Origin of the sequence: Gordonia sp. Z-3, from assembly GCF_036233855.1 — a bacterium.
Classification (GTDB): domain Bacteria; phylum Actinomycetota; class Actinomycetes; order Mycobacteriales; family Mycobacteriaceae; genus Gordonia; species Gordonia tangerina.
The window spans coordinates 194,372-212,025 of record NZ_JAZARS010000006.1; the positions used below are offsets into that span (position 1 = coordinate 194,372).

Annotated in this window: 15 protein-coding genes; 8 read left to right on the plus strand and 7 right to left on the minus strand. The window is 66.1% G+C overall.

What is annotated here, in order from left to right; all coding sequences use genetic code 11:
* The first annotated feature begins 54 nt into the window (after positions 1-54).
* The gene (locus tag VX037_RS09030) at positions 55-3,459 is read left to right on the plus strand and encodes a DEAD/DEAH box helicase (RefSeq protein ID WP_287016201.1); all 3,405 of its coding nucleotides are present in this window, start codon (positions 55-57) and stop codon (positions 3,457-3,459) included.
* 572 nt (positions 3,460-4,031) lie between these two features.
* On the opposite strand, the gene VX037_RS09035 is transcribed toward VX037_RS09030, so the two are convergent.
* Positions 4,032-5,747: a SulP family inorganic anion transporter gene (locus VX037_RS09035; RefSeq protein ID WP_287016200.1), complete on the minus strand. Its 1,716-nt coding sequence runs from the start codon at positions 5,745-5,747 to the stop codon at positions 4,032-4,034.
* A gap of 44 nt (positions 5,748-5,791) precedes the next feature.
* Positions 5,792-6,328 carry a TetR/AcrR family transcriptional regulator gene (locus tag VX037_RS09040; RefSeq protein ID WP_287016205.1) on the minus strand — a complete coding sequence of 179 codons (537 nt, stop codon included), beginning with the start codon at positions 6,326-6,328 and terminating at the stop codon, positions 5,792-5,794.
* Positions 6,329-6,400: 72 nt separating this feature from the next.
* On the opposite strand from VX037_RS09040, the gene VX037_RS09045 reads away from it, so the two are divergent.
* A complete protein-coding gene (locus VX037_RS09045) occupies positions 6,401-7,423 on the plus strand; it encodes a DMT family transporter (protein WP_328713973.1) in 1,023 nt (340 codons plus the stop codon).
* On the opposite strand, the gene VX037_RS09050 is transcribed toward VX037_RS09045, so the two are convergent.
* A complete protein-coding gene (locus tag VX037_RS09050; protein WP_328713975.1) occupies positions 7,354-7,809 on the minus strand; it encodes a histone-like nucleoid-structuring protein Lsr2 in 456 nt (151 codons plus the stop codon). The two genes, VX037_RS09045 and VX037_RS09050, sit on opposite strands and share 70 nt — an antisense overlap.
* 68 nt (positions 7,810-7,877) lie before the next feature.
* On the opposite strand from VX037_RS09050, the gene VX037_RS09055 reads away from it, so the two are divergent.
* Positions 7,878-9,056 (plus strand): low temperature requirement protein A, encoded by a 1,179-nt coding sequence (locus VX037_RS09055; protein WP_328713977.1) that lies wholly within the window; start codon positions 7,878-7,880, stop codon positions 9,054-9,056.
* An 81-nt stretch (positions 9,057-9,137) separates the two neighbouring features.
* Positions 9,138-10,073: an alpha/beta hydrolase family protein gene (locus tag VX037_RS09060; protein WP_266061964.1), complete on the plus strand. Its 936-nt coding sequence runs from the start codon at positions 9,138-9,140 to the stop codon at positions 10,071-10,073.
* 461 nt (positions 10,074-10,534) lie between these two features.
* Here the strand turns inward: VX037_RS09060 and VX037_RS09065 are convergent, their stop codons facing one another.
* Positions 10,535-12,274, minus strand: coding sequence for a DUF3556 domain-containing protein (locus VX037_RS09065; RefSeq protein WP_328713979.1), 1,740 nt, complete (start codon positions 12,272-12,274; stop codon positions 10,535-10,537).
* A 110-nt stretch (positions 12,275-12,384) separates the two neighbouring features.
* Between VX037_RS09065 and VX037_RS09070 the strand changes: the two genes are divergently transcribed.
* Together VX037_RS09070 and VX037_RS09075 are read left to right on the plus strand one after the other, a co-directional pair.
* Complete coding sequence (locus VX037_RS09070; RefSeq protein WP_235721532.1) at positions 12,385-12,873, plus strand: hypothetical protein; 489 nt, start codon at positions 12,385-12,387, stop codon at positions 12,871-12,873.
* A gap of 70 nt (positions 12,874-12,943) precedes the next feature.
* Complete coding sequence (locus VX037_RS09075) at positions 12,944-13,579, plus strand: AMIN-like domain-containing (lipo)protein (protein WP_235721533.1); 636 nt, start codon at positions 12,944-12,946, stop codon at positions 13,577-13,579.
* Between the two features lie 23 nt (positions 13,580-13,602).
* Here VX037_RS09075 and VX037_RS09080 read toward each other — a convergent pair whose 3' ends face one another.
* Positions 13,603-14,205 (minus strand): hypothetical protein, encoded by a 603-nt coding sequence (locus tag VX037_RS09080; protein WP_266061971.1) that lies wholly within the window; start codon positions 14,203-14,205, stop codon positions 13,603-13,605.
* Positions 14,206-14,476: 271 nt separating this feature from the next.
* Between VX037_RS09080 and VX037_RS09085 the strand changes: the two genes are divergently transcribed.
* Positions 14,477-14,884, plus strand: a complete 408-nt coding sequence (locus VX037_RS09085; RefSeq protein WP_235721535.1) for a hypothetical protein — start codon at positions 14,477-14,479, stop codon at positions 14,882-14,884.
* A gap of 6 nt (positions 14,885-14,890) precedes the next feature.
* Here the strand turns inward: VX037_RS09085 and VX037_RS09090 are convergent, their stop codons facing one another.
* Entirely contained in the window at positions 14,891-15,622 is a 732-nt protein-coding gene (locus VX037_RS09090; RefSeq protein ID WP_235721536.1) for a hypothetical protein, read from the minus strand.
* A gap of 107 nt (positions 15,623-15,729) precedes the next feature.
* Entirely contained in the window at positions 15,730-16,524 is a 795-nt protein-coding gene (locus tag VX037_RS09095; RefSeq protein WP_235721537.1) for a CPBP family intramembrane glutamic endopeptidase, read from the minus strand.
* Positions 16,525-16,990: 466 nt separating this feature from the next.
* On the opposite strand from VX037_RS09095, the gene VX037_RS09100 reads away from it, so the two are divergent.
* Entirely contained in the window at positions 16,991-17,641 is a 651-nt protein-coding gene (locus tag VX037_RS09100; protein ID WP_235721538.1) for a TetR/AcrR family transcriptional regulator, read from the plus strand.
* The last annotated feature ends 13 nt before the right edge of the window (positions 17,642-17,654 follow it).

Sequence of the window (17,654 nt, forward strand, 5' to 3'; positions counted from 1 at the left end):
CACAACGCACGCTCATCACGAATTTCGTCGTCGTCGAGTCCTACGCTGGGGGCCATGTCCGGCTATCAACCCATCGGCACCAACGGGGCTGACCACCTCACTGCCTTCGACGAGCGCACTGTCGATCGCGGCTCCGCCTATGCCGACCAGGGGCGCATCGCCGGTATGAGCTGGTCCGACGACGAGCTGGTGCTGTCCGGGTTGTGTCAAGGATCGGGCGGCCACAGCTATCACACCACCATCGAGTTCACCTCCCACGAGCGCACCCGCCGACTCGACACAACCGAGTGCAGCTGCCCGGTCGGGTTCTTCTGCAAGCACGCGGTCGCGTTGCTGTTGACGGCCTTCGACGAAGAGCGACGGACCGCACACCCACCTACGCCAGTGGCGCCTGCGTCGGTTGCGCACCTGCCGGCGCAGTGGCGGACCACGCTGAGCGCACTTGTCCCGGTCGAGCCGGAGCAGACCGAACCCGACCCGCTAGGCATCCTCGTGGAACTGCCGCCCACCCATCGGTATGCGCCCAATCCGGCGCCCACTCTGCGGCTGGTTCGGCGCGGCACCAGCGGAAAGTGGGTTCGGACCGGCATCAACTGGCGCACGGTGTCGGGCGCCGCATCGGGCGCATTCAGCGCGAGGTCGCCGGCCGGCTATGACCCCGCCCAGCATCGGGCCGTAGTCGCGATCGCGCGTGCCGTCGCCGAGGGCGGGATGAACGTCGACACATTGTCGCTGACGTGGGCGCCCGCCGACATCTGGACGATGCTCGCCGAGGCACAGGCCGCCGGGGTGGCACTGGTCGCGGATCGGTCAACGGGCGCCGACCGGGTCGAGGTATTCGCGGGTGCGCGCATCGCGTTACGCATCACCGCCGTCGACGACGGTGCGTTGGTTTCCCCGTATCTGCAGGTCGACCACGAGCAGTGGGACCAGTCGCCAGTGGGGCTCATCGGTTCTCCGATGCCGCACAGTGCGTTCACCGTCGCTGACGGTGTGTTGCTGATGGGACCGTTCGAATGCCCCACCCACCGTGGCGCCCTGGACAGTCTGGTTGCTTCCGGTGGTATCACCATTCCCTACGACGACATCGACGAGTTCGCAGCCGAGCTGCTACCCGAACTGTCGGCGCATGTACCGGTCGACATCGTCGACGACGCCATCGCCGCCCCGGTCATCGACGGTCCCACACCCCTGTTGACGGTTCAGGTCGGCGACGAGTCGGCGCTCGTGCATTGGAGCATCCGCTACACGATCAACGGGCGGCCGCGCGACTTCGAGGAGCGGGAGTCGCCGGCGGCCAGCACCTTGCGTGATGTCGATGCCGAAGCGCAGGCCTGGAGGGATGCGCGCGCTGCGCTGGAGCTCGTTGCGATGCGCTGCTCACGGTGGTTGCCGCAGGCCACGCGATGGGTACACAGCGATCTGCGTGGTGGCGCCGGCGTCGACGCCGATCTCGACGCCGTGGTGGCCGAGGACACCGAGACCGCTGTCCAGAAGGCCAGCACCCGGCTGCTTCGGCGAACCTTCACCTACTCGATGCTCGACACAGCCGTCCTGATCGGTGAGCTCATCCCAGAGCTGGGCGACAACATCGCCGTCGAGATCACCGGCAACGCCACCGATTTCCGGCCCGCCGAGAACGAACCGGAGATCGCGATCTCCGAGGAGGAGACCACCGCCGGCAACGACTGGCTGAATCTCGCGATCACCGTCACCGTCGACGGGCACGACGTCCCGCTGGGTGTGGTGATCCGGGCCATCGCCGCGCGTGCCACCCACCTGCTGTTGGCGGATGGCACCTACTTTCCGCTCGACGACCCAGGCCTGCGGCGGCTCGCCGAACTGATGGACGAGGCCCACGAACTCGGCGAGGTCGACAACGGGCACGTGCGCCGCGACACCTATCACGCCAGCCTCTGGGACGAACTGCTCAGCCTCGGTGTGGTCGATGATCAGCTCGCCGAATGGCATGAGCGCGTGCGTAAACTGGCCACCGCCACCCTGCCCGGTCCAGGTGGACCACCCGCCGGTCTGAACGCTGAGCTGCGCGACTACCAGGCCGACGGCCTCGACTGGCTCCGCTTCCTCTGGCACAACCGGCTCGGTGGCATCCTCGCCGACGACATGGGACTGGGCAAGACGGTGCAGGCACTCGCACTGATCGCCGAGGCCTCCGCCGAGGTCCCCACCGGCAGCTTCCTGGTGATCGCGCCGACAAGTGTGGTGGGGAACTGGGTCAGTGAGGCACAGCGGTTCGTGCCCGATCTGCGGGCTGTCGCGGTCACCGCCACCGAAGCCAAGAGCGGAGTGAGCTTTGCCGAACAGGTCGACGGCGCACACATCGTGGTCACCTCGTACACACTGCTGCGCTTGCAGTTCCAGCAGATCAGCCAATTCCAATGGACGGGCGTCATCTTCGACGAGGCGCAGTTCGTCAAGAACCACAACAGCAAAACCCATCAATGTGCACGTCGGCTTGGGGCCGAGATGAAGCTGGCCATCACCGGCACCCCGATGGAGAACAACCTGATGGAGCTGTGGTCGTTGCTGTCGCTGACCGCGCCCGGGTTGTTCCCGTCGCCGAAGGTGTTCGGCGACTATTTCCGCAAACCCATCGAGTCCGGACAGAACCCGGGCCGGCTCGAGCAACTGCGGCAGCGTATCCGGCCGGTCATGTTGCGCCGCACCAAGGATCAGGTGGTCGGCGACCTACCGGCGAAACAGGAGCAGGTGCTCGCCGTGGGGTTGGCCGCCAAACACGACAAGATCTATCAGACTCGCCTCAACCGGGAGCGGCAACGGGTGCTCGGTCTGCTCGGGGATTGGGAGGAGAACCGGTTCGCGATCTTCCGGTCGCTGACCATGCTGCGACAGCTGAGCCTGCACGCTGGGCTGGTGGAGGACAAGCATCGCGACGTGGCGTCGGCGAAGATCGACTACCTCGCCGAACAACTGCCCGAGTTGATCGCCGAAGGCCATGCGTCGCTGGTGTTCAGCCAGTTCACCGGCTTCCTCAGGCTGATCCGTGAGCGGCTCGACGACCTCGGCATCGCCTACAGCTACCTCGACGGCTCGATGTCGGCGGCCCAGCGCACGGCCCAGATCGACGCCTTCACCGACGGCACCGCGAAGGTGTTCCTGATCAGCCTCAAGGCCGGCGGTTTCGGCCTCAACCTCACCGAAGCCGACTACTGCTTCGTGTGCGATCCGTGGTGGAACCCGGCCGCCGAGGCCCAGGCCGTCGACCGCGCCCACCGCATCGGGCAGACCCGACCGGTCACCGTCTACCGCCTGGTGTCCAAGGGCACCATCGAGGAGAAAGTGGTGGAGTTGCAGGACCGCAAGCGCGCCCTGTTCGACGCCGTCGTCGACGAGGGCGACCTATTCGGCACCGTCATCAGCGCCGCCGACGTCCGTGCCCTCGTCGGCGACGACGCATCTGTGGGCGACCCTTCGTGACGGACCTCCGCAGGCTCCGGTCCTCCTCAGGTATCGGGGGTTGCGCCAACCCCGCCCCACCGAACCACCCTGCCGCCACCCGGTATTCAAGCTCCACCAGATGGTGTGCGGGCACATGAATCGCACATTGCGCGACCCGGCTCCGCCGTCGTCCGCGCCGCAGATAGATCAGAACCTGACGATGTCCGGCCGGCAGCGGAAGCTCGATGCGCCCCCACCGTCCCTGCAGCAATTCGTGACCGTCGACCACCACATGAGCACCGCCCAGCGGCGCGGGAAGATGTGCAGCCGCCAGCCGGCATGTGATCGCCACACCCTGATGCAACTGTCGCGGTGCCCGACCGGGCCGACGCACCGGTTGGGACGAGGCGACGTGCGGTCGACGCGCCCACGCGCGGGTGGGGAGCGGTCGTCGACCGAGGTCGGCGGCAGGTCCCGTCGTCGGTGGCGGGGCGTACGGATGGGCGGTCATGTCGCGCAGCACCGTACGGGACCGCTGCGCGGCACCGTGGGAGGCCCGCCGTCACGTCGGTCGCACGAATGATGTCCACCGACGAACTGCCAGCTCCCGACTATGCGGGCCCCAGATCCCCGCGCCACTGCCCGGTGATCTCATCCACCTTCGCCCCGGTGGTCGGTGCGAATCGACTCTCGTCGAAGCGCGGCTCGCCATGCAACGTGAGGTCGTAGTGGGCGAGTTGGTCGCGTACGGGGTCCTTCATCTCGGCGAAGACCAGGGTGATGTCCTGTGCGCGCAGGAAGTCGTCGAGCTCCACGATTTCGTCGACCGCGGTCGCGTCGATCTCGGTGATGGGTTCGGCGGCGATGATGACGGTTTGCAGGTCGCGGTGCGCGCGCATCACTTCAGTGCGCACGTAGTCATCGAAGATCCCGCCGTTGGCGAAGAACAGCGGCGCGTCGAACCGCAGTATCAGTACACCCTCGATGCGTTCGGCACTGGGGTGGCGGCTCACGTCGTGGTATCCGCGGACGCCCGGCACCCGTCCGAGTTCGGTGCGATAGGGCCGCCACGCCTGGTTGATGAACGCCAGGAACGACAGTCCGATGGCCACCAGAATGCCCTGCAGCACGCCGATCAGCGCGACACCGAGGAACGCCGCAACCGACAAGGCCCCCTCGATCCAGTGCATCCGGAACAGCGTCACCACCCCGCGGATGTCGACCAGCGTCAGCGCAGCCGAGATCACCACTGCGGCCAACGCCGACGACGGCAGGTACTCGGTGATATTCGGGGCGGCAAAGATGAATACCACGATCATCAACGCGCCGACCAAAGGCGCCAGCTGTGTTCGGGCACCAGATGATTCGGCCACCGGTGTCCGCGACGACGATGCCGAGATGGCGAAGCCGCTCAGGAAGCCGGTGGCGATGTTGGCGGTACCGATGGCGGCCATCTCCTGACTGCCGTTGACCGTGGTGCCCGCGCGCGCCGCGAAGGTCCGTGACAGCACACTGGTGTCGGCGAACGCGATCAGCGCGATGCCGATGGCCGGCCCGATCAGGTTGATCACGTCGTCGAGGGTGACACCACCGAGCGCGGGGGTGGGCAGACCTCGTGGCATCGCTCCGACCACCGGGACGTCGTCGGACCAGCCGAACACGGCGACCACCACGATCGCACCGATGACGGCGATCAAAACTCCCGGAAAAGCTCTGCGCCACAGCTTGAGCAGCAGGATCACCCCCAGGCAGGACACACCGATCGCGGTCGACAGCCCGTCGACCTCGCCGTCAGCGATGCCGGTGACGAAGTCGACGGCTTCTTCCAGCGCCGAGTCGCCCTCGATGGAGAAACCGAGCAGCTTGGGCAGCTGACTCAACAACACCACCAACGCGATGCCGTTGAGATAGCCGATCCGGATTGGTTTGGACAGCAGATCGGTGACGAACCCGACGCGCAACAGCCCGCCGATCACCAGCACGATGCCGACCTCGATGGCCAACACGCCGGCAAGGGCCACGCGTTCTGCGTCGAAGGCGGCCAACGGGATGATGGCGGCGGCGATGATCGGTGCGAGAGAGGAATCCGGGCCCAGCACCAGGATGCGCGACGGACCGACGATCGCGTAGGCGATGAGTGGGATGATGGTGGCGTACAGGCCGGTCACCGGCGGCAGGCCGGCCACCTCGGCGTACCCCATGCCGGCCGGGATCAGCAGGGCGGTGAGCACCACGCCGGCGACGAGATCGCCGCGCAGCCAGGAACGGTCGTACGACTTGAGGGTGGCCAGTCCGGGTAGGTAGCGGTCGAGTCGCGAGGACGCCATGGCAGGCATTATCGCCTACCGCGCACCTGCGGCGGACAACATCGTCAACCGGTCGCGATCAGCGTCACCGACAGCTCTTCGGCGACTCGGAAAGCATCGTCGAGGACGCCCATCCCGTTGGTGACCAGTGCGCCCTCATGGATGAGCAGCAGCCGCTCGCCGACGTCCGCCGACGACCCGATCCCGGCGTCGACGGCGACTTGCGTGAACAGGTCGAGCATCCAGTGCTTCTGGCCGATGATGATCGAATACGCGGGATGCTCGGGGTCGCTGATCTCGGCATGAGCGTTGATCATGCTGCAGCCCTTTGGGCTTCGGTCGACAGCCCAGTCCCGGGTGGCGCCGTAGATCACCCGGAGGCGTGTCCCCGGCGCGTCGCCGGCCTGCGCGAGACGTTCATTGACCAGTTCTCGCCACGCGAGGTCCCGCGCCCGTAGGTACTCGACAACGAGTTGCTCCTTGGACCCGAACCGGTCGTACAGGGTGCGTTTGGTGACGCCGGCACGCGAGGCTATCGCCTCGACCCCCACGGCGTGAATGCCCTGTTCATAGAACAGTTCGGAAGCGGCGTCGAGGATCATCCGCGCCTTTGGTGTCCAGTCGACCTCGATACTCACCTTGCACATACTACACCGATCGGTAAAGTCGCGAACATGATGACTTCACCGATCGGTAAAGCTGCTTCGTGGGTGACACCGGCCCTTTCGGTGCTCTTCGTTCTCTGTTGGTCGTCGGGATTCATCGGCGCCAAGCTCGGCGCCGCCGATGCGCAGATGACCACCGTCTTGGCATGGCGGTTTGTGGTGGTCAGCGTACTTCTCGTGGTGGTGGGCGCCCTGGTGCGACGTGGGGCAGCACCACCTCGCCGTGCGGCGCGCGTCTACGGCCATCAGGTCGTCATCGGCGCGCTCTCACTGTTCGGCTACGCCGCAACCGTGTTCTGGGCCATCGGGCTGGGCGTCAGCACCGGGACCACTGCGCTCATCGACGGCGTGCAGCCGCTGGTGGTCGCCGCACTGGCCGGGCCGGTCCTCGGCACCGCCGCGACAGGACGGCAGTGGTGGGGTTTGCTCGTCGGAGCCGCGGGCGTGGTGATCGTGACGTGGACCGATGCGGCGAGTGCGGCCACCGACGCGCCGTGGTGGGCTTATCTGGTGCCGCTCATCGGTATGGGGTGTCTCGTTGCGGCAACCTTTTTGGAGCGGCGAATCGACTCGCCGATGTCGGTGTGGGAGGCGTTCACCGTGCATTGTGTGACATCGGCGGCGTTGTTCGCCGCGTTGGCGATCGCGACCGGCGCCGTGGTTCCGCCGATGCAGTTGGACTTCTGGCTCGCAATCGGGTGGCTGGTGGTGTTCTCGACCTTGGGCGGCTTCGGCATGTACTGGGTGCTCGTTCGCCGGGTCGGCGTGACATCGACGAACACCCTGATGTTCCTCATGCCGCCGGTGACGGCGGTCTGGGGAGCGGCGATGTACAGCGAACCACTCACGTGGACAACCATCCTCGGGCTGAGTATGGCACTCGGTGCCACCTGGGTGGTCAATCGCGGCGGCCGATGCGGTGGTGAACGGTCGGATGCCGAACCGTCTGACACGGCAGCGCCTTACGACGCCGCCGCGTCGAATGCGTCGATGAGCTCGGCCGATAGCCGCCCGCGTGTCGACACCTCGTAGCCTTTCTCCTGTGCCCACAGCCGGATGGCCCGATTCCGTTGCCGCACCTCGGCGCGTGTGGACACCCTGGTCGGACCATCGGTGGCCGGTACGCGCGCAGCCATCTGGACGTACTCCGCGATACCCACCTCGAACTTGGCGACATTCGCGGAGCGGAGGTCCAAACGGTAGCGAACCGGCCGACGGCCGGGTAGCTTCACCTCGAACTCGACACGGTTGAAGTCATCGGGATCGATCGGTTCTCCATCCATGTCGTCGACGATCTCGATGCGTTGTATGCGGACCAATGTGGCGACCGCCTCCCCAGTGTCATACTTGATCGCTGATTCAGGATAGTACACATCTGCGAGGCGGGAGAGTCCGCTGCCGCGAATACGGATGTCCACAGCGGCGACGGGGCTCGAGTGACATGATGCGAGAGTCCGTCACCCAAGACCCCACCGGGAAGGTGAGAATGCCGCCTCAACTGCACCTGAGCAGCATGCGACCGCGCGACCCGGCCGAACCCGGCCGCTCCGCCAGTCCGCTCGAGTTGTTCTTCGACCTCGTGTTCGTGGTGGCAGTGGCCACCGCGGCTGTGCAACTGCATCATGCGTTGACAGAGAATCACGTGGCCGACGGCCTCGTGTCCTACGCGATCGTGTTCTTCGGGATCTGGTGGGCGTGGATGAACTTCACGTGGTTCGCCACCTCATTCGGTACCGACGACTGGCTCTACCGAGTACTGACGTTCGTGCAGATGGCAGGTGTGTTGGTGCTCGCGGCGGGAATCGAGCCGACCTTCACCGACCGCGATTTCACGCTTCTGGTGGTCGGCTACGTGATCATGCGATTCGCGATGGTGGCCCAGTGGCTACGGGCGTCGCGCACGTCGGTCGAGTTCCGGCGGACCTGCCGGCGTTATGCCGCGGGCATTGCAGTCGTGCAGTTTCTGTGGATTCTCTGGCTCTTCATTCCTGAAGGTCCGGTGGCCTCGGTCGTCTTGGTGTTGTTGATCGCCGGCGAACTCGCCGTGCCCGTCGTCGCCGAACGGGCGGGCAACACGCCGTGGCATCCGCATCACATCACCGAACGCTACGGCCTGTTCACCCTGATCCTGTTGGGCGAGAGCCTGTTGGCCTCGGCCAACGCGATCATCGAGGCGCTGCACGGTGAAGAAGAACTCGCGCCACTGATCTCGCTGGCGATTCTGACCTTCATCGTCACTGCTTCGCTGTTCTGGATCTACTTCTGGCCGCCGCACCATCGCGCCATCGGCTCACTTTCGCAGTCGATCCGGTACGGCTATGTGCACTACTTCGTGTTTGCGGCGGCGGGTGCGTTCTCGGCGGGTATCGAGGTGGAGATCGACGTGCTGACCCATCACAGCGAACTCACCGAGACCCAGGCGTCGTTCACCGTCACCGTCCCGATCGCCATCTTCATTCTCGGCATCTGGTGGATAGCGTTGCGAGCCAACGCCGACCGTGTCGTCAACACGGTGGTCCCGGTGGGTGCGCTGCTGGTGCTGTTCGACCCGTTCATCCCGGTACCGGTGACCCTGACCGCGGTGCTGCTGATCGCCATCGTCGTCGTGCTGGTGCTGCACCCACCGGTGGGCGAGTGCAATTCGGAACGAGCAGAGCAACACTGACGACAAACAAATCACCGCAGAGGCGGTCGCGGTGGTAGAAGCTGAACAGGAGCCCGCGTGCGGCGATTCAATAAGTCCACGATGACCGGAGTGGTCGGGGCGATGGTGATGGCCGCCGTCGCCTGTGGCTCGGATGGTTCCGAACCACCGGCCGGCGGCCAGCACAGCGCAGTCGCGACCTCGGGTGCCGATGCGGGTGAGGTGACCGTCACCCGCATCGAGTACCCCACCGTCGACGATGCCGACACCGAACAGAACTGGGCCGACCTCTACCTGCCCGCCAATGCGCAGGAACCCGACACCGTCCCGCTGGTCGTGCTGATCCACGGCGGTTCCTGGCAGAGCCACTTGGGTGCGGATCTGTTCGACCCGTTGGCTCGCGACCTCGCGGCGCGGGGGATGGCGGTCTACAACGTCGAGTATCGGCGCGTCGGATCCGGTGGCGGGTGGCCGACCACCTTCCGCGACATCGCCAGTGCCCTCGATCATGTGGTCGACGTGGACAAGCGTTACCCGCAACTGACCACCGACGATGAGCTCGTCGTCGGGCACAGTGCGGGTGCGCAGTTGGCGGTGTGGGGCGGAACCCGACACAAACTGGAGAACGACGAAGTCGGTTCCCGTCCGGAGTTCCGGCCCACCCGAGTCGTGTCGTTGGCCGGTCCCCTGGACATGCGCTACGCCGCGACACACGGTGATGACCGCATCGTAACCGTGCTCGGCGGCACTCCCGGCGAGGTGCCCGACAGGTACACCTCGGTGGACCCGATTCAGAACATCGATCCGGACACGCCGGTGATCGCGATGCACGGCTCCGCCGACACCGTTGTGGCCCCGGTCAATTCGCGCCGCTATGTCGAAGCCGTGGAGCGCGAGGACGGGACCGCCTCGCTGGTCCTGCTCTCCGACATCGACCACGCGGCGATCGTCTCATCGGATGCGCCGTCCTACGAGCGGGTGCTCGATGTCATCAGCGCGACCTCGGAGGCGTCGCTGGACGAGCTGACCGAGGAATAGCTGCCATGCAGCGGCTGCGGTCCATCGTCAGGGGAGCCGAGTCCTGAGCAAAGACCTCGGATGTCCTGTCAGCAATCTCCCAGCCGGACCCGATGTGCTGACCAGGTTCGGGGCGCATCGTTGTTCCTGTCAGAGAGGCGCCGGCGTGAGGCCGGACCGAACAGGAAGGGCAACGATGCCGACTCCCGCCAAGAACACCAACATCGCCCCGCAGCGCCGCCGTCGTCGGGTTCGCCAGTTCGACAAGCGCCTGCGCCGTTGGATTTGGGTGTGGAAGTAAACCCCGACCCGCCACACCCAGCTGCCACGACCCCGGTGCCCACTCTCCCTGGCGCCGGGGTCGTGGTGTGTTGCATGCCGACTCGGTCAGTGAAGGCTGCCGCGGCGATCGTGCATAGTGAGGCACGGTTCGACGACTCGAGCGGGGTTGCGGCGGGGCGAACACCAGGTCTATATGTGGCTCAGACCGTCTCGGCGTCAGCGCGCCAGGTGACGGTCACCGGGACGGTGTCGTCCCACGGTTGGCGGGTCACCAGGTCGGCTACGTTGACGTAGCCACGTTCGAGTTCACCGATCGCCGGGTCCACGAGCCGATACTGCTGGGTCTGCCGGTGGATGGGCTGCCCGTCGAGCAGCACGACACGTACCTCGCCCGGCTCGAACCGGCAGCGGCTGTGTAGCGCGGCGATGAGCTGCTCGTTGCACATGTGGCCGTCGCCGAAATTCCACCCCATCGCCGTCGAGCAGATGCGTTCGCCGTCGGTCAGCACATACGACGACTCGTCGTGGGGCGCCATTGCGCGATGGGCGAGCGTGAACAATGCCCGGCCGTGACTGTTGAAGGAGCGGAACGCATATCCCATGTACAGCGGGATCTGCGCCGCCTCGGGGGAGCCATAGAACCGCTCGAGCTGCGCGGCCGGCATCGAGGCGATGGCGACGATGCCGTTCTCGATCTTCGCCGACGCCGACGGCTTCATGCACCACAGGCTGGTGTCCCAGTTGCCGGCGTAATAGCGCATGCCGGGCAGGAACGACACGGTGCGTGGCGAGAGGTTACCGAGGACCACAGTGCCCGCCGACACCGCGAACAACACGATCGGCCAGGGGGATTGGAGGTCGGTGAGGCCGATGTCGGCGTGGCCGACGAACAGCGCCAGCACGCCGAACATCATGAAGACGTTCCATTCCAGCGGCACCCCCATCGGAATCGAGGACAGGATGCCGAAATGGAAGATCAGCATGACGGTGGCTGCCACCGCGGTGATCCAGCCGCCGTGGGAGAAGAACAGCGCGATCGGGACCAGACCCTCGACGGCGGTGGAGAAGTGGGCGATCCAGCGGGAGCGTCGTCCGGGGCGCAGGTCGTCGGGGAAGTTCTCGAAGAACTTGCGTTTGATCGCCGGCGACCGCCAGATCGGGTTGTTCGACATCATCGTCGAGATCACGAACGGGAAGTGCTTGTTCAGTTTCGACGTGGCCGCGCCCAGCCAGATGCACAGGAAGATCAGTTTCGCGCCGATGATCATGTCCGCGCCGGCGAACAGGAACGTCACCGTGAGGGCCGCGTACACCTCGCCGCGGGCCGCGAGGAAGACGGTCTTGTCCCGCAGGCCGAGGACCGCGAGCAGTATCAGGATCGTCCAGATCTGCCACACCGGCAGAACGCCGGCGGTGGTGTCGAGCGCGGGGATCGGTCCGGTACCGGAACCGAACAATGCCACTAGCAGCATCAGCAGGAAGGCGCCGTAGAGCACCGCGTCGAGGGGTCGGCGGGTGTCGCCGCGGGTGAGCGGGATGCGTGCCGGCCACGGCGGCTGGCGGATGGTGCCCGGTCGCAGCCAGTAGAGGACCGATCCCATCGGCGGGAAGAACCGGTTGTTCAGCGGCCCGAATCCGCAGCCGAGGCCGATGACCTCGAACAGCATCGTGTACAGCACGACCTTCTGGAAGACGATCGGCTCGTTGTACCAGGCGGTGACATCAAAGAACCCGTCGATACCCGGGGTCGCGACGACGAGGATCCACCCGACCAGGACGTAAGCCACGATCTTGCCGACATAGAACAGGTGCAACGCCACCGGTGTCCCGAACCCGACCTCGGCCCAGTGTTTCGCCATCGGGCGGATCTTCTCCGCCCGCGTCCCCTGACTCCACGTCGGGAAGTCGATCTCAGGGGTGTTCTGCTTCAGGAATCCCATCGTTGGCAAGCTAGCAAAGCAAGCAGTTGCTTGGTAGCGCTATGCGGATGTCGTGGCTCAGAGCGGCAGGCACGTGTCTCAACCCGCCCTGTCCTGGGTATCCGGTCACCATGACCACTCCGAGTCCGTACCGCCGTCAACTCCTCGCGACGTATCTGCGCATGCACCTCGTCGGCGCGGGCGCCGGCATTCGATTGGCCGAACTGCTGGCCGGTGATCCCTGGACCGACGGCCGGCTCGACCACCTACCGGACGAACTCGCCGACGAGGCCACCTTCTCTCGGGGTTGGGCGGCGTCGGTGAGTGGTTTGTCCGAGTCGTGGGTACCGCCGACGTTCGCTCTCACCGCCGGGGTGCGCCGCGTCGTGGCCCCGTTGCGCCCCACCCGCGGGCGGTTTCGGCGCGTCCTCGCGCTTGAGGCGATGCGGTCACTGGTACTGGCGAAGAAGGCGATGTGGGAACTCGGCATCGCCCTCGGCGACGACGTCGTCGACCGGGACACCGTCGAGCAACTCCGCATGCATGACGAGGATGCGAAACGGCAGGCGCGAACCCTACAGGAGCTGCACCAGCGGGCATCCTCGGAGGTATTCACCTGACCGACGGCGCAGCGTGCCGCAGTCAGTCTTAGACCGCCACTACGCTCGATGCCGGATCTGAGGGAGCGTGATGATGAAACGACGGGCGATGGCGGTGGCGGTGATGCTGGTCGGCGCGGCGGCCTTGAGCGGGTGTGGCGACTCCGACGACGACGTGGGTGTCGCCACCGTGACCAGCACGCTGGTTGTCACCCCCAGCACTGCGGCGAGTAGCCAAGCCGCCGGATCACCGGGCAACACCAACTGTGTCGAGGACGGCATGGACCCGGCCACCTGGAACACCGCCGCCGACACCGCACCGCCGCTCGCCCCGGTCACCGACGGCGGAGTCACCGACGTGACCCCCAGCGCCGGAGACTGTTTCGACACCATCGTCATCCGTACCGACACCGACTCCGACGTCGGCTTCAACGTCCGCTACGTACCGCAGGTCACCGAGGACGGATCGGGTCGACCCGTCCCGCTCCGCGGTGACGCGTTCCTGCAGGTCTCGGTGTCCGCGCCGGTGCTGGACCCACAACTGACCGACACCTTCGACTTCACGGCCGACGATCAGTACCGCACACTGCGCGAGATCGCTTTCGCCACCTCCTTCGAAGGTGTCACCACGCTGGGCGTCGGGGTTGACCACACCACCCCGTTCGCCGTCGAATCCCGTCGCGCCGACGACGGCACCACCGACATCGTCATGTACCTGGCGCATTGACCGACATCGGCGGGTGACAATCCTCAGCGCGACGCCAGCAGCGGGGTGTGCAGATCGTAGTAGGAGATGTCGCCCATCAACCGCATCTCCTCTTCGAACAGCGGCCGCAGATCGTCGGGCATCTCCATCTTCTCGCCCTCGCGGGCCGCGGCCTCGGAGGTGAAGTAGATGGCCTCCACATACGAGTCACTGCCGTCGCCACACAGCAGTCCGCCGATGATGTCCGGGCGACCCTCGTGCACCCGGTCGGACACTTCGCCCATCAGCTCGCGCATGCGGCCGACGTCGCTGGAGTGGCCTTCCATGATCTGGACGAAGCCGGCGTCGTCGGAACCGCCCTGCATCCACTCGGTGACATCCGTGCAGTCCATGAACGTGACCGGGCCGTCGAAGCACTGCTCGGTCTCGGCCCACCAGGTGCCCTGTTCGGGACGTTCGCTGTTGCGTTTCGCGGCCTCTTGGGATTCGAACCGAGCCAGCGCCACGAAGGTGCCGTCGTCGGTGATGCCGGCGGTGGTGCCGAGGTAGCCGGTCGCGCCCGGCTTCAGTTCGGTGTCCCATCGGTCGAGGCAGCGTTGCAGCCCGTCGGCATCGGATACTTTTCCTTGGAAGAGTTGAATGAACATGATTGCCTCCGTGCGGATTTCCGCAGTGAGATCATCTGGTGGTGGCCGACCCGTCGCAGGTCCCGTCGCACACCGACGGCCCATGGCCGCAGCCACTCCACCGATAATCGTGCTCTCCCGCACGGGACGGCGCAAGGGTGTCCGAGGACTTGCGCAGGGCGTCGCAACATCTGGTCCCTGAGGAGCCCGGAGCTTGCGGAGGGCGTCACGAAGGGTCACCCCCCCACACCACAAAAACGTAGCGTGGAGGCACCGATTCTGGACGGAGACCATGACCGACCCCGACGACCCGGACCCCGACGACCCGGACCGTGGCAGACCATTGGACCCCACCAGTCGTGAGAGCGTTCTCGTCATCACGCTCGCGCTGGCCGGGCTGATGATGACGCTGGCGACGTCGACGCTGCCGGTAATCGCCGACGTACCGCGCAGCGGGGTCTTCGCAGTGGTGGACGGCGCGGCAGATACCGCCGGCTATCTGGCGATGGCCGCGATTGCGGCGCGACCGCCCGTGCGCTGGGAGCTGGTGCGCCGCGTCGGTTGGGCGATGATTGCCGTGGCCGTGCTCGGTGGGGTGTGGGCGGCTGCGGCCGGTTCCGGCGCAGACTTCCTGCTCGCGATGTCGGGGTTGATGGCGGCGGTGGTGATCGTGGTCAGCCACCTCGTCGCGAGTCGCTGACCGTGCTCATCGGGTGGCGTCGATGACCGCGTCCGCCGCGTCGAGGAACTCGCCGAATCGGGTCATCCCGCCCGCCCGCGCACGATCGACATCTCCGCTGACGGCGAGTTCGCTCGCGGCGACGTCGGCCGACTCGGTGGCACCGGTCATCAGGATCTCAGGAGCCTGGAACAACACCGCGGACCCGGTGTCGACGACGGCGAGCGCCGCCTGCTGCGCGGGGGTCGTCGGCACGGCGATCTGTGGTGGATTCGGCACGATCGGTGCCGTGAGGGCGTCGAGCACACGCGCCCGGCCGGTGTCGACGCGTGCTCCCACTGCCGCCGAATCTGCGCCCGACCACGCGACGTCGGCCACGTCGAGTATCTCCACCACCGCCACCTCGAGGGCGTTCTGTGCGCGAGGCAACACCAGGTTAAGGTCGTTGTCGATGATCCCGCTCATCGCCGAGCGGGCCGGTGCGGTGACCGTCGCCGCCGCGATACCCGTTGCGCGCTCGAGGGAATGGCCGTTCGAGCGGGCCGAGTCGTACACACCTGGAGCCTGCACCAGCGCCCGCGGGACGTCGACGACGAAGTCGACGAGATGCGGACAGATCAGCGAGCAGTAGGTGAGTTGATTGTCGGCGAAGGCCACGATCAGCGACCCGGGCGGGGGAGCGGGTCTGATCGGCGCGGGCGTCGCAGCCGCAGGCTCGGCAGGCAGTGCGAGGAATCCGGCCGCCGACAGCACAGCCATCAGTAACGTGCGAGCAGTGGCGGACCACACCGTCGGGAACTCCTGGCCGGACGACAGATGCCCCGAGTGTGCGACGCCGATGCTGAAACCGCGCTGAAATACCCGGGTCAGGTATTCGGCGGCACGTCCGCGGACGCGGTCTTGCGCAGTGCGAAGAGCTTGCGGATGGTCGCGAACGCGATGATGGCGAGGATGATGTCGACCAGGATGAACAGCATCGCGCCGAGACCAATGTCGTCGCCGATCGTGTTGGTGAACAGCCCGAAGTCCCACAGGCCGTGCAGGACCATCGCGAAGATCAGCGTCCCCGACACGCGCCGTGCGAGGTAGAAGAAGTACCCGGCGATGGCGGTCGTCAGCACCTGCGGGATGGCGCCGACGCCTTCGGAGAAGAGGTTGGTGGCGTGCGCCAACCCGAACAGCACCGACGTCCACAGCGCAACCATGGGCTCGCTGTAACCGGCGTCGCGGAAGCTCACCACACCGATGCCGCGGAAGATGCCCTCTTCGCTGAACCCGACGGCCAGGGTGCCGAGCAGCAGCAGGATGGTGAAGGTGAGACCCTTGTCGGCCAACCGCGAGTAGGCGGTTCCGGCGACGATCGCGAACAGCATCACCGCCGGAAACAGCCACACCCACCGGGGTAGGCGGTTCTCCTCGACGAACACCGGCCGCCACCAGCGCAGCACTCCGACCGCGATCAGCACGATCAGACAGCCCAGGCCGGTGGTCACCCACAATCCGCGGGTGATCTCGGAGACGGTTTCGAAGTTGCCGTACTCGGCGCCGTCCGGGGTGGTCAGCAGCGGCACCGTCTGGATGATCGCCAGATATCCGATGGCCAGCACGATGAAGCCCCATATGGGGAGTCGTCGTCTGCCCTGAATCGGCTCAGCGGTCATCGGCGGCGCTCCGATCGTCGTTGCGGTGTGCGTTGAACGTACCGGTGCCCGCAACGTTCAGCGCACTCAGGACCGTCGACAGTCGGCGGGCTACTGCCGACCACCCAACAACGCTGATGTGCCATCGATCGCGACCACGGTGCCACCACCGCCGGACGCCTCGGAGGTACCCAAACACACCGCCGGCACCGGTGACGTCGGATGGGCTCTATCCGGGGGCCGACAGCACCGTCCGAGTCCTCGACATCGTAGGTGCCGTCGACGCAGACACCAGGCACCGATGCACCGTCGTCTGAGGTGGCGCCCACTGAGTCCAGTGCACCGAGCAGATTCGGAGTCAGTGACGCCTGCGCCGGGATGGAGGAACGCCACAGGGTCGGTGGATTTCCTTGGTCGACTGGCGATGGCTCAGTTGTGGAGTACACTCATTATTGAGTCCACTCATTATCTCTTGGAGGTTCGAGCCATGACGACCCTGTCGCCCCAATCCGGTGGCCGCAGAGCGCGCAACATGCGTGACAAGCAGGACCGGATCTTTCGTGCCGCTGCCGAACTCTTCGCGGAGCGTGGATTCGAGGACGTCTCGACCGGCCAGGTATCCGAGCGGGCCGATGTCGCGATCGGGACCGTCTTCCGGTACGCGTCGTCGAAGGGTGAGCTCCTGCTCATGGTGCTCAACGACATGCTTCGGACCGCGCTCGAGGCCGGCGCGGAGCGTGGCGCCGTCGAGAGCGAGACCGCGGAAGCAGTCACTCAGATGGTGCTGCCGATTGTCGAGTACGCGCACCGCCATCCGACGAATGGGCTCGCCTACCAGCGTGAACTGCTGTTCGGGAGTTCCGACGACATGTATCGCGCCGAGGGTTTGGATCTCATTCTGCGACTGCAGGATCGGATTGCTCGACGGATGATCGACGACGCCCGGCAGCGGGGCCTGAGCCCGGATCCGCAGCTCGCCGCGCTCGCGGCGAACATGGTATTCGGGGTCACCCACCTCGCAATCGCCCGCCCCTCTACGCGGACGCACACCGACCGCGATCCGATCGAGGACATCCGGGCGCAGGCCGGTGTTGCGGTGGAGGGATTCTTCGCCCGTCTGACATTTGAGGATCGCTGACATCTCACTACAC

Excerpts from the sequence above, each read along its gene's own strand:
- VX037_RS09030 (WP_287016201.1), top strand. The coding sequence starts at position 55 with ATGTCCGGCTATCAACCCATCGGCACCAACGGGGCTGACCACCTCACT.
- VX037_RS09035 (WP_287016200.1), bottom strand. The coding sequence starts at position 5,747 with ATGGCGTCCTCGCGACTCGACCGCTACCTACCCGGACTGGCCACCCTC.
- VX037_RS09040 (WP_287016205.1), bottom strand. The coding sequence starts at position 6,328 with ATGATCCTCGACGCCGCTTCCGAACTGTTCTATGAACAGGGCATTCAC.
- VX037_RS09045 (WP_328713973.1), top strand. The coding sequence starts at position 6,401 with ATGATGACTTCACCGATCGGTAAAGCTGCTTCGTGGGTGACACCGGCC.
- VX037_RS09055 (WP_328713977.1), top strand. The coding sequence starts at position 7,878 with ATGCCGCCTCAACTGCACCTGAGCAGCATGCGACCGCGCGACCCGGCC.
- VX037_RS09060 (WP_266061964.1), top strand. The coding sequence starts at position 9,138 with ATGACCGGAGTGGTCGGGGCGATGGTGATGGCCGCCGTCGCCTGTGGC.
- VX037_RS09065 (WP_328713979.1), bottom strand. The coding sequence starts at position 12,274 with ATGGGATTCCTGAAGCAGAACACCCCTGAGATCGACTTCCCGACGTGG.
- VX037_RS09070 (WP_235721532.1), top strand. The coding sequence starts at position 12,385 with ATGACCACTCCGAGTCCGTACCGCCGTCAACTCCTCGCGACGTATCTG.
- VX037_RS09075 (WP_235721533.1), top strand. The coding sequence starts at position 12,944 with ATGATGAAACGACGGGCGATGGCGGTGGCGGTGATGCTGGTCGGCGCG.
- VX037_RS09080 (WP_266061971.1), bottom strand. The coding sequence starts at position 14,205 with ATGTTCATTCAACTCTTCCAAGGAAAAGTATCCGATGCCGACGGGCTG.
- VX037_RS09085 (WP_235721535.1), top strand. The coding sequence starts at position 14,477 with ATGACCGACCCCGACGACCCGGACCCCGACGACCCGGACCGTGGCAGA.
- VX037_RS09090 (WP_235721536.1), bottom strand. The coding sequence starts at position 15,622 with ATGGCTGTGCTGTCGGCGGCCGGATTCCTCGCACTGCCTGCCGAGCCT.
- VX037_RS09095 (WP_235721537.1), bottom strand. The coding sequence starts at position 16,524 with ATGACCGCTGAGCCGATTCAGGGCAGACGACGACTCCCCATATGGGGC.
- VX037_RS09100 (WP_235721538.1), top strand. The coding sequence starts at position 16,991 with ATGACGACCCTGTCGCCCCAATCCGGTGGCCGCAGAGCGCGCAACATG.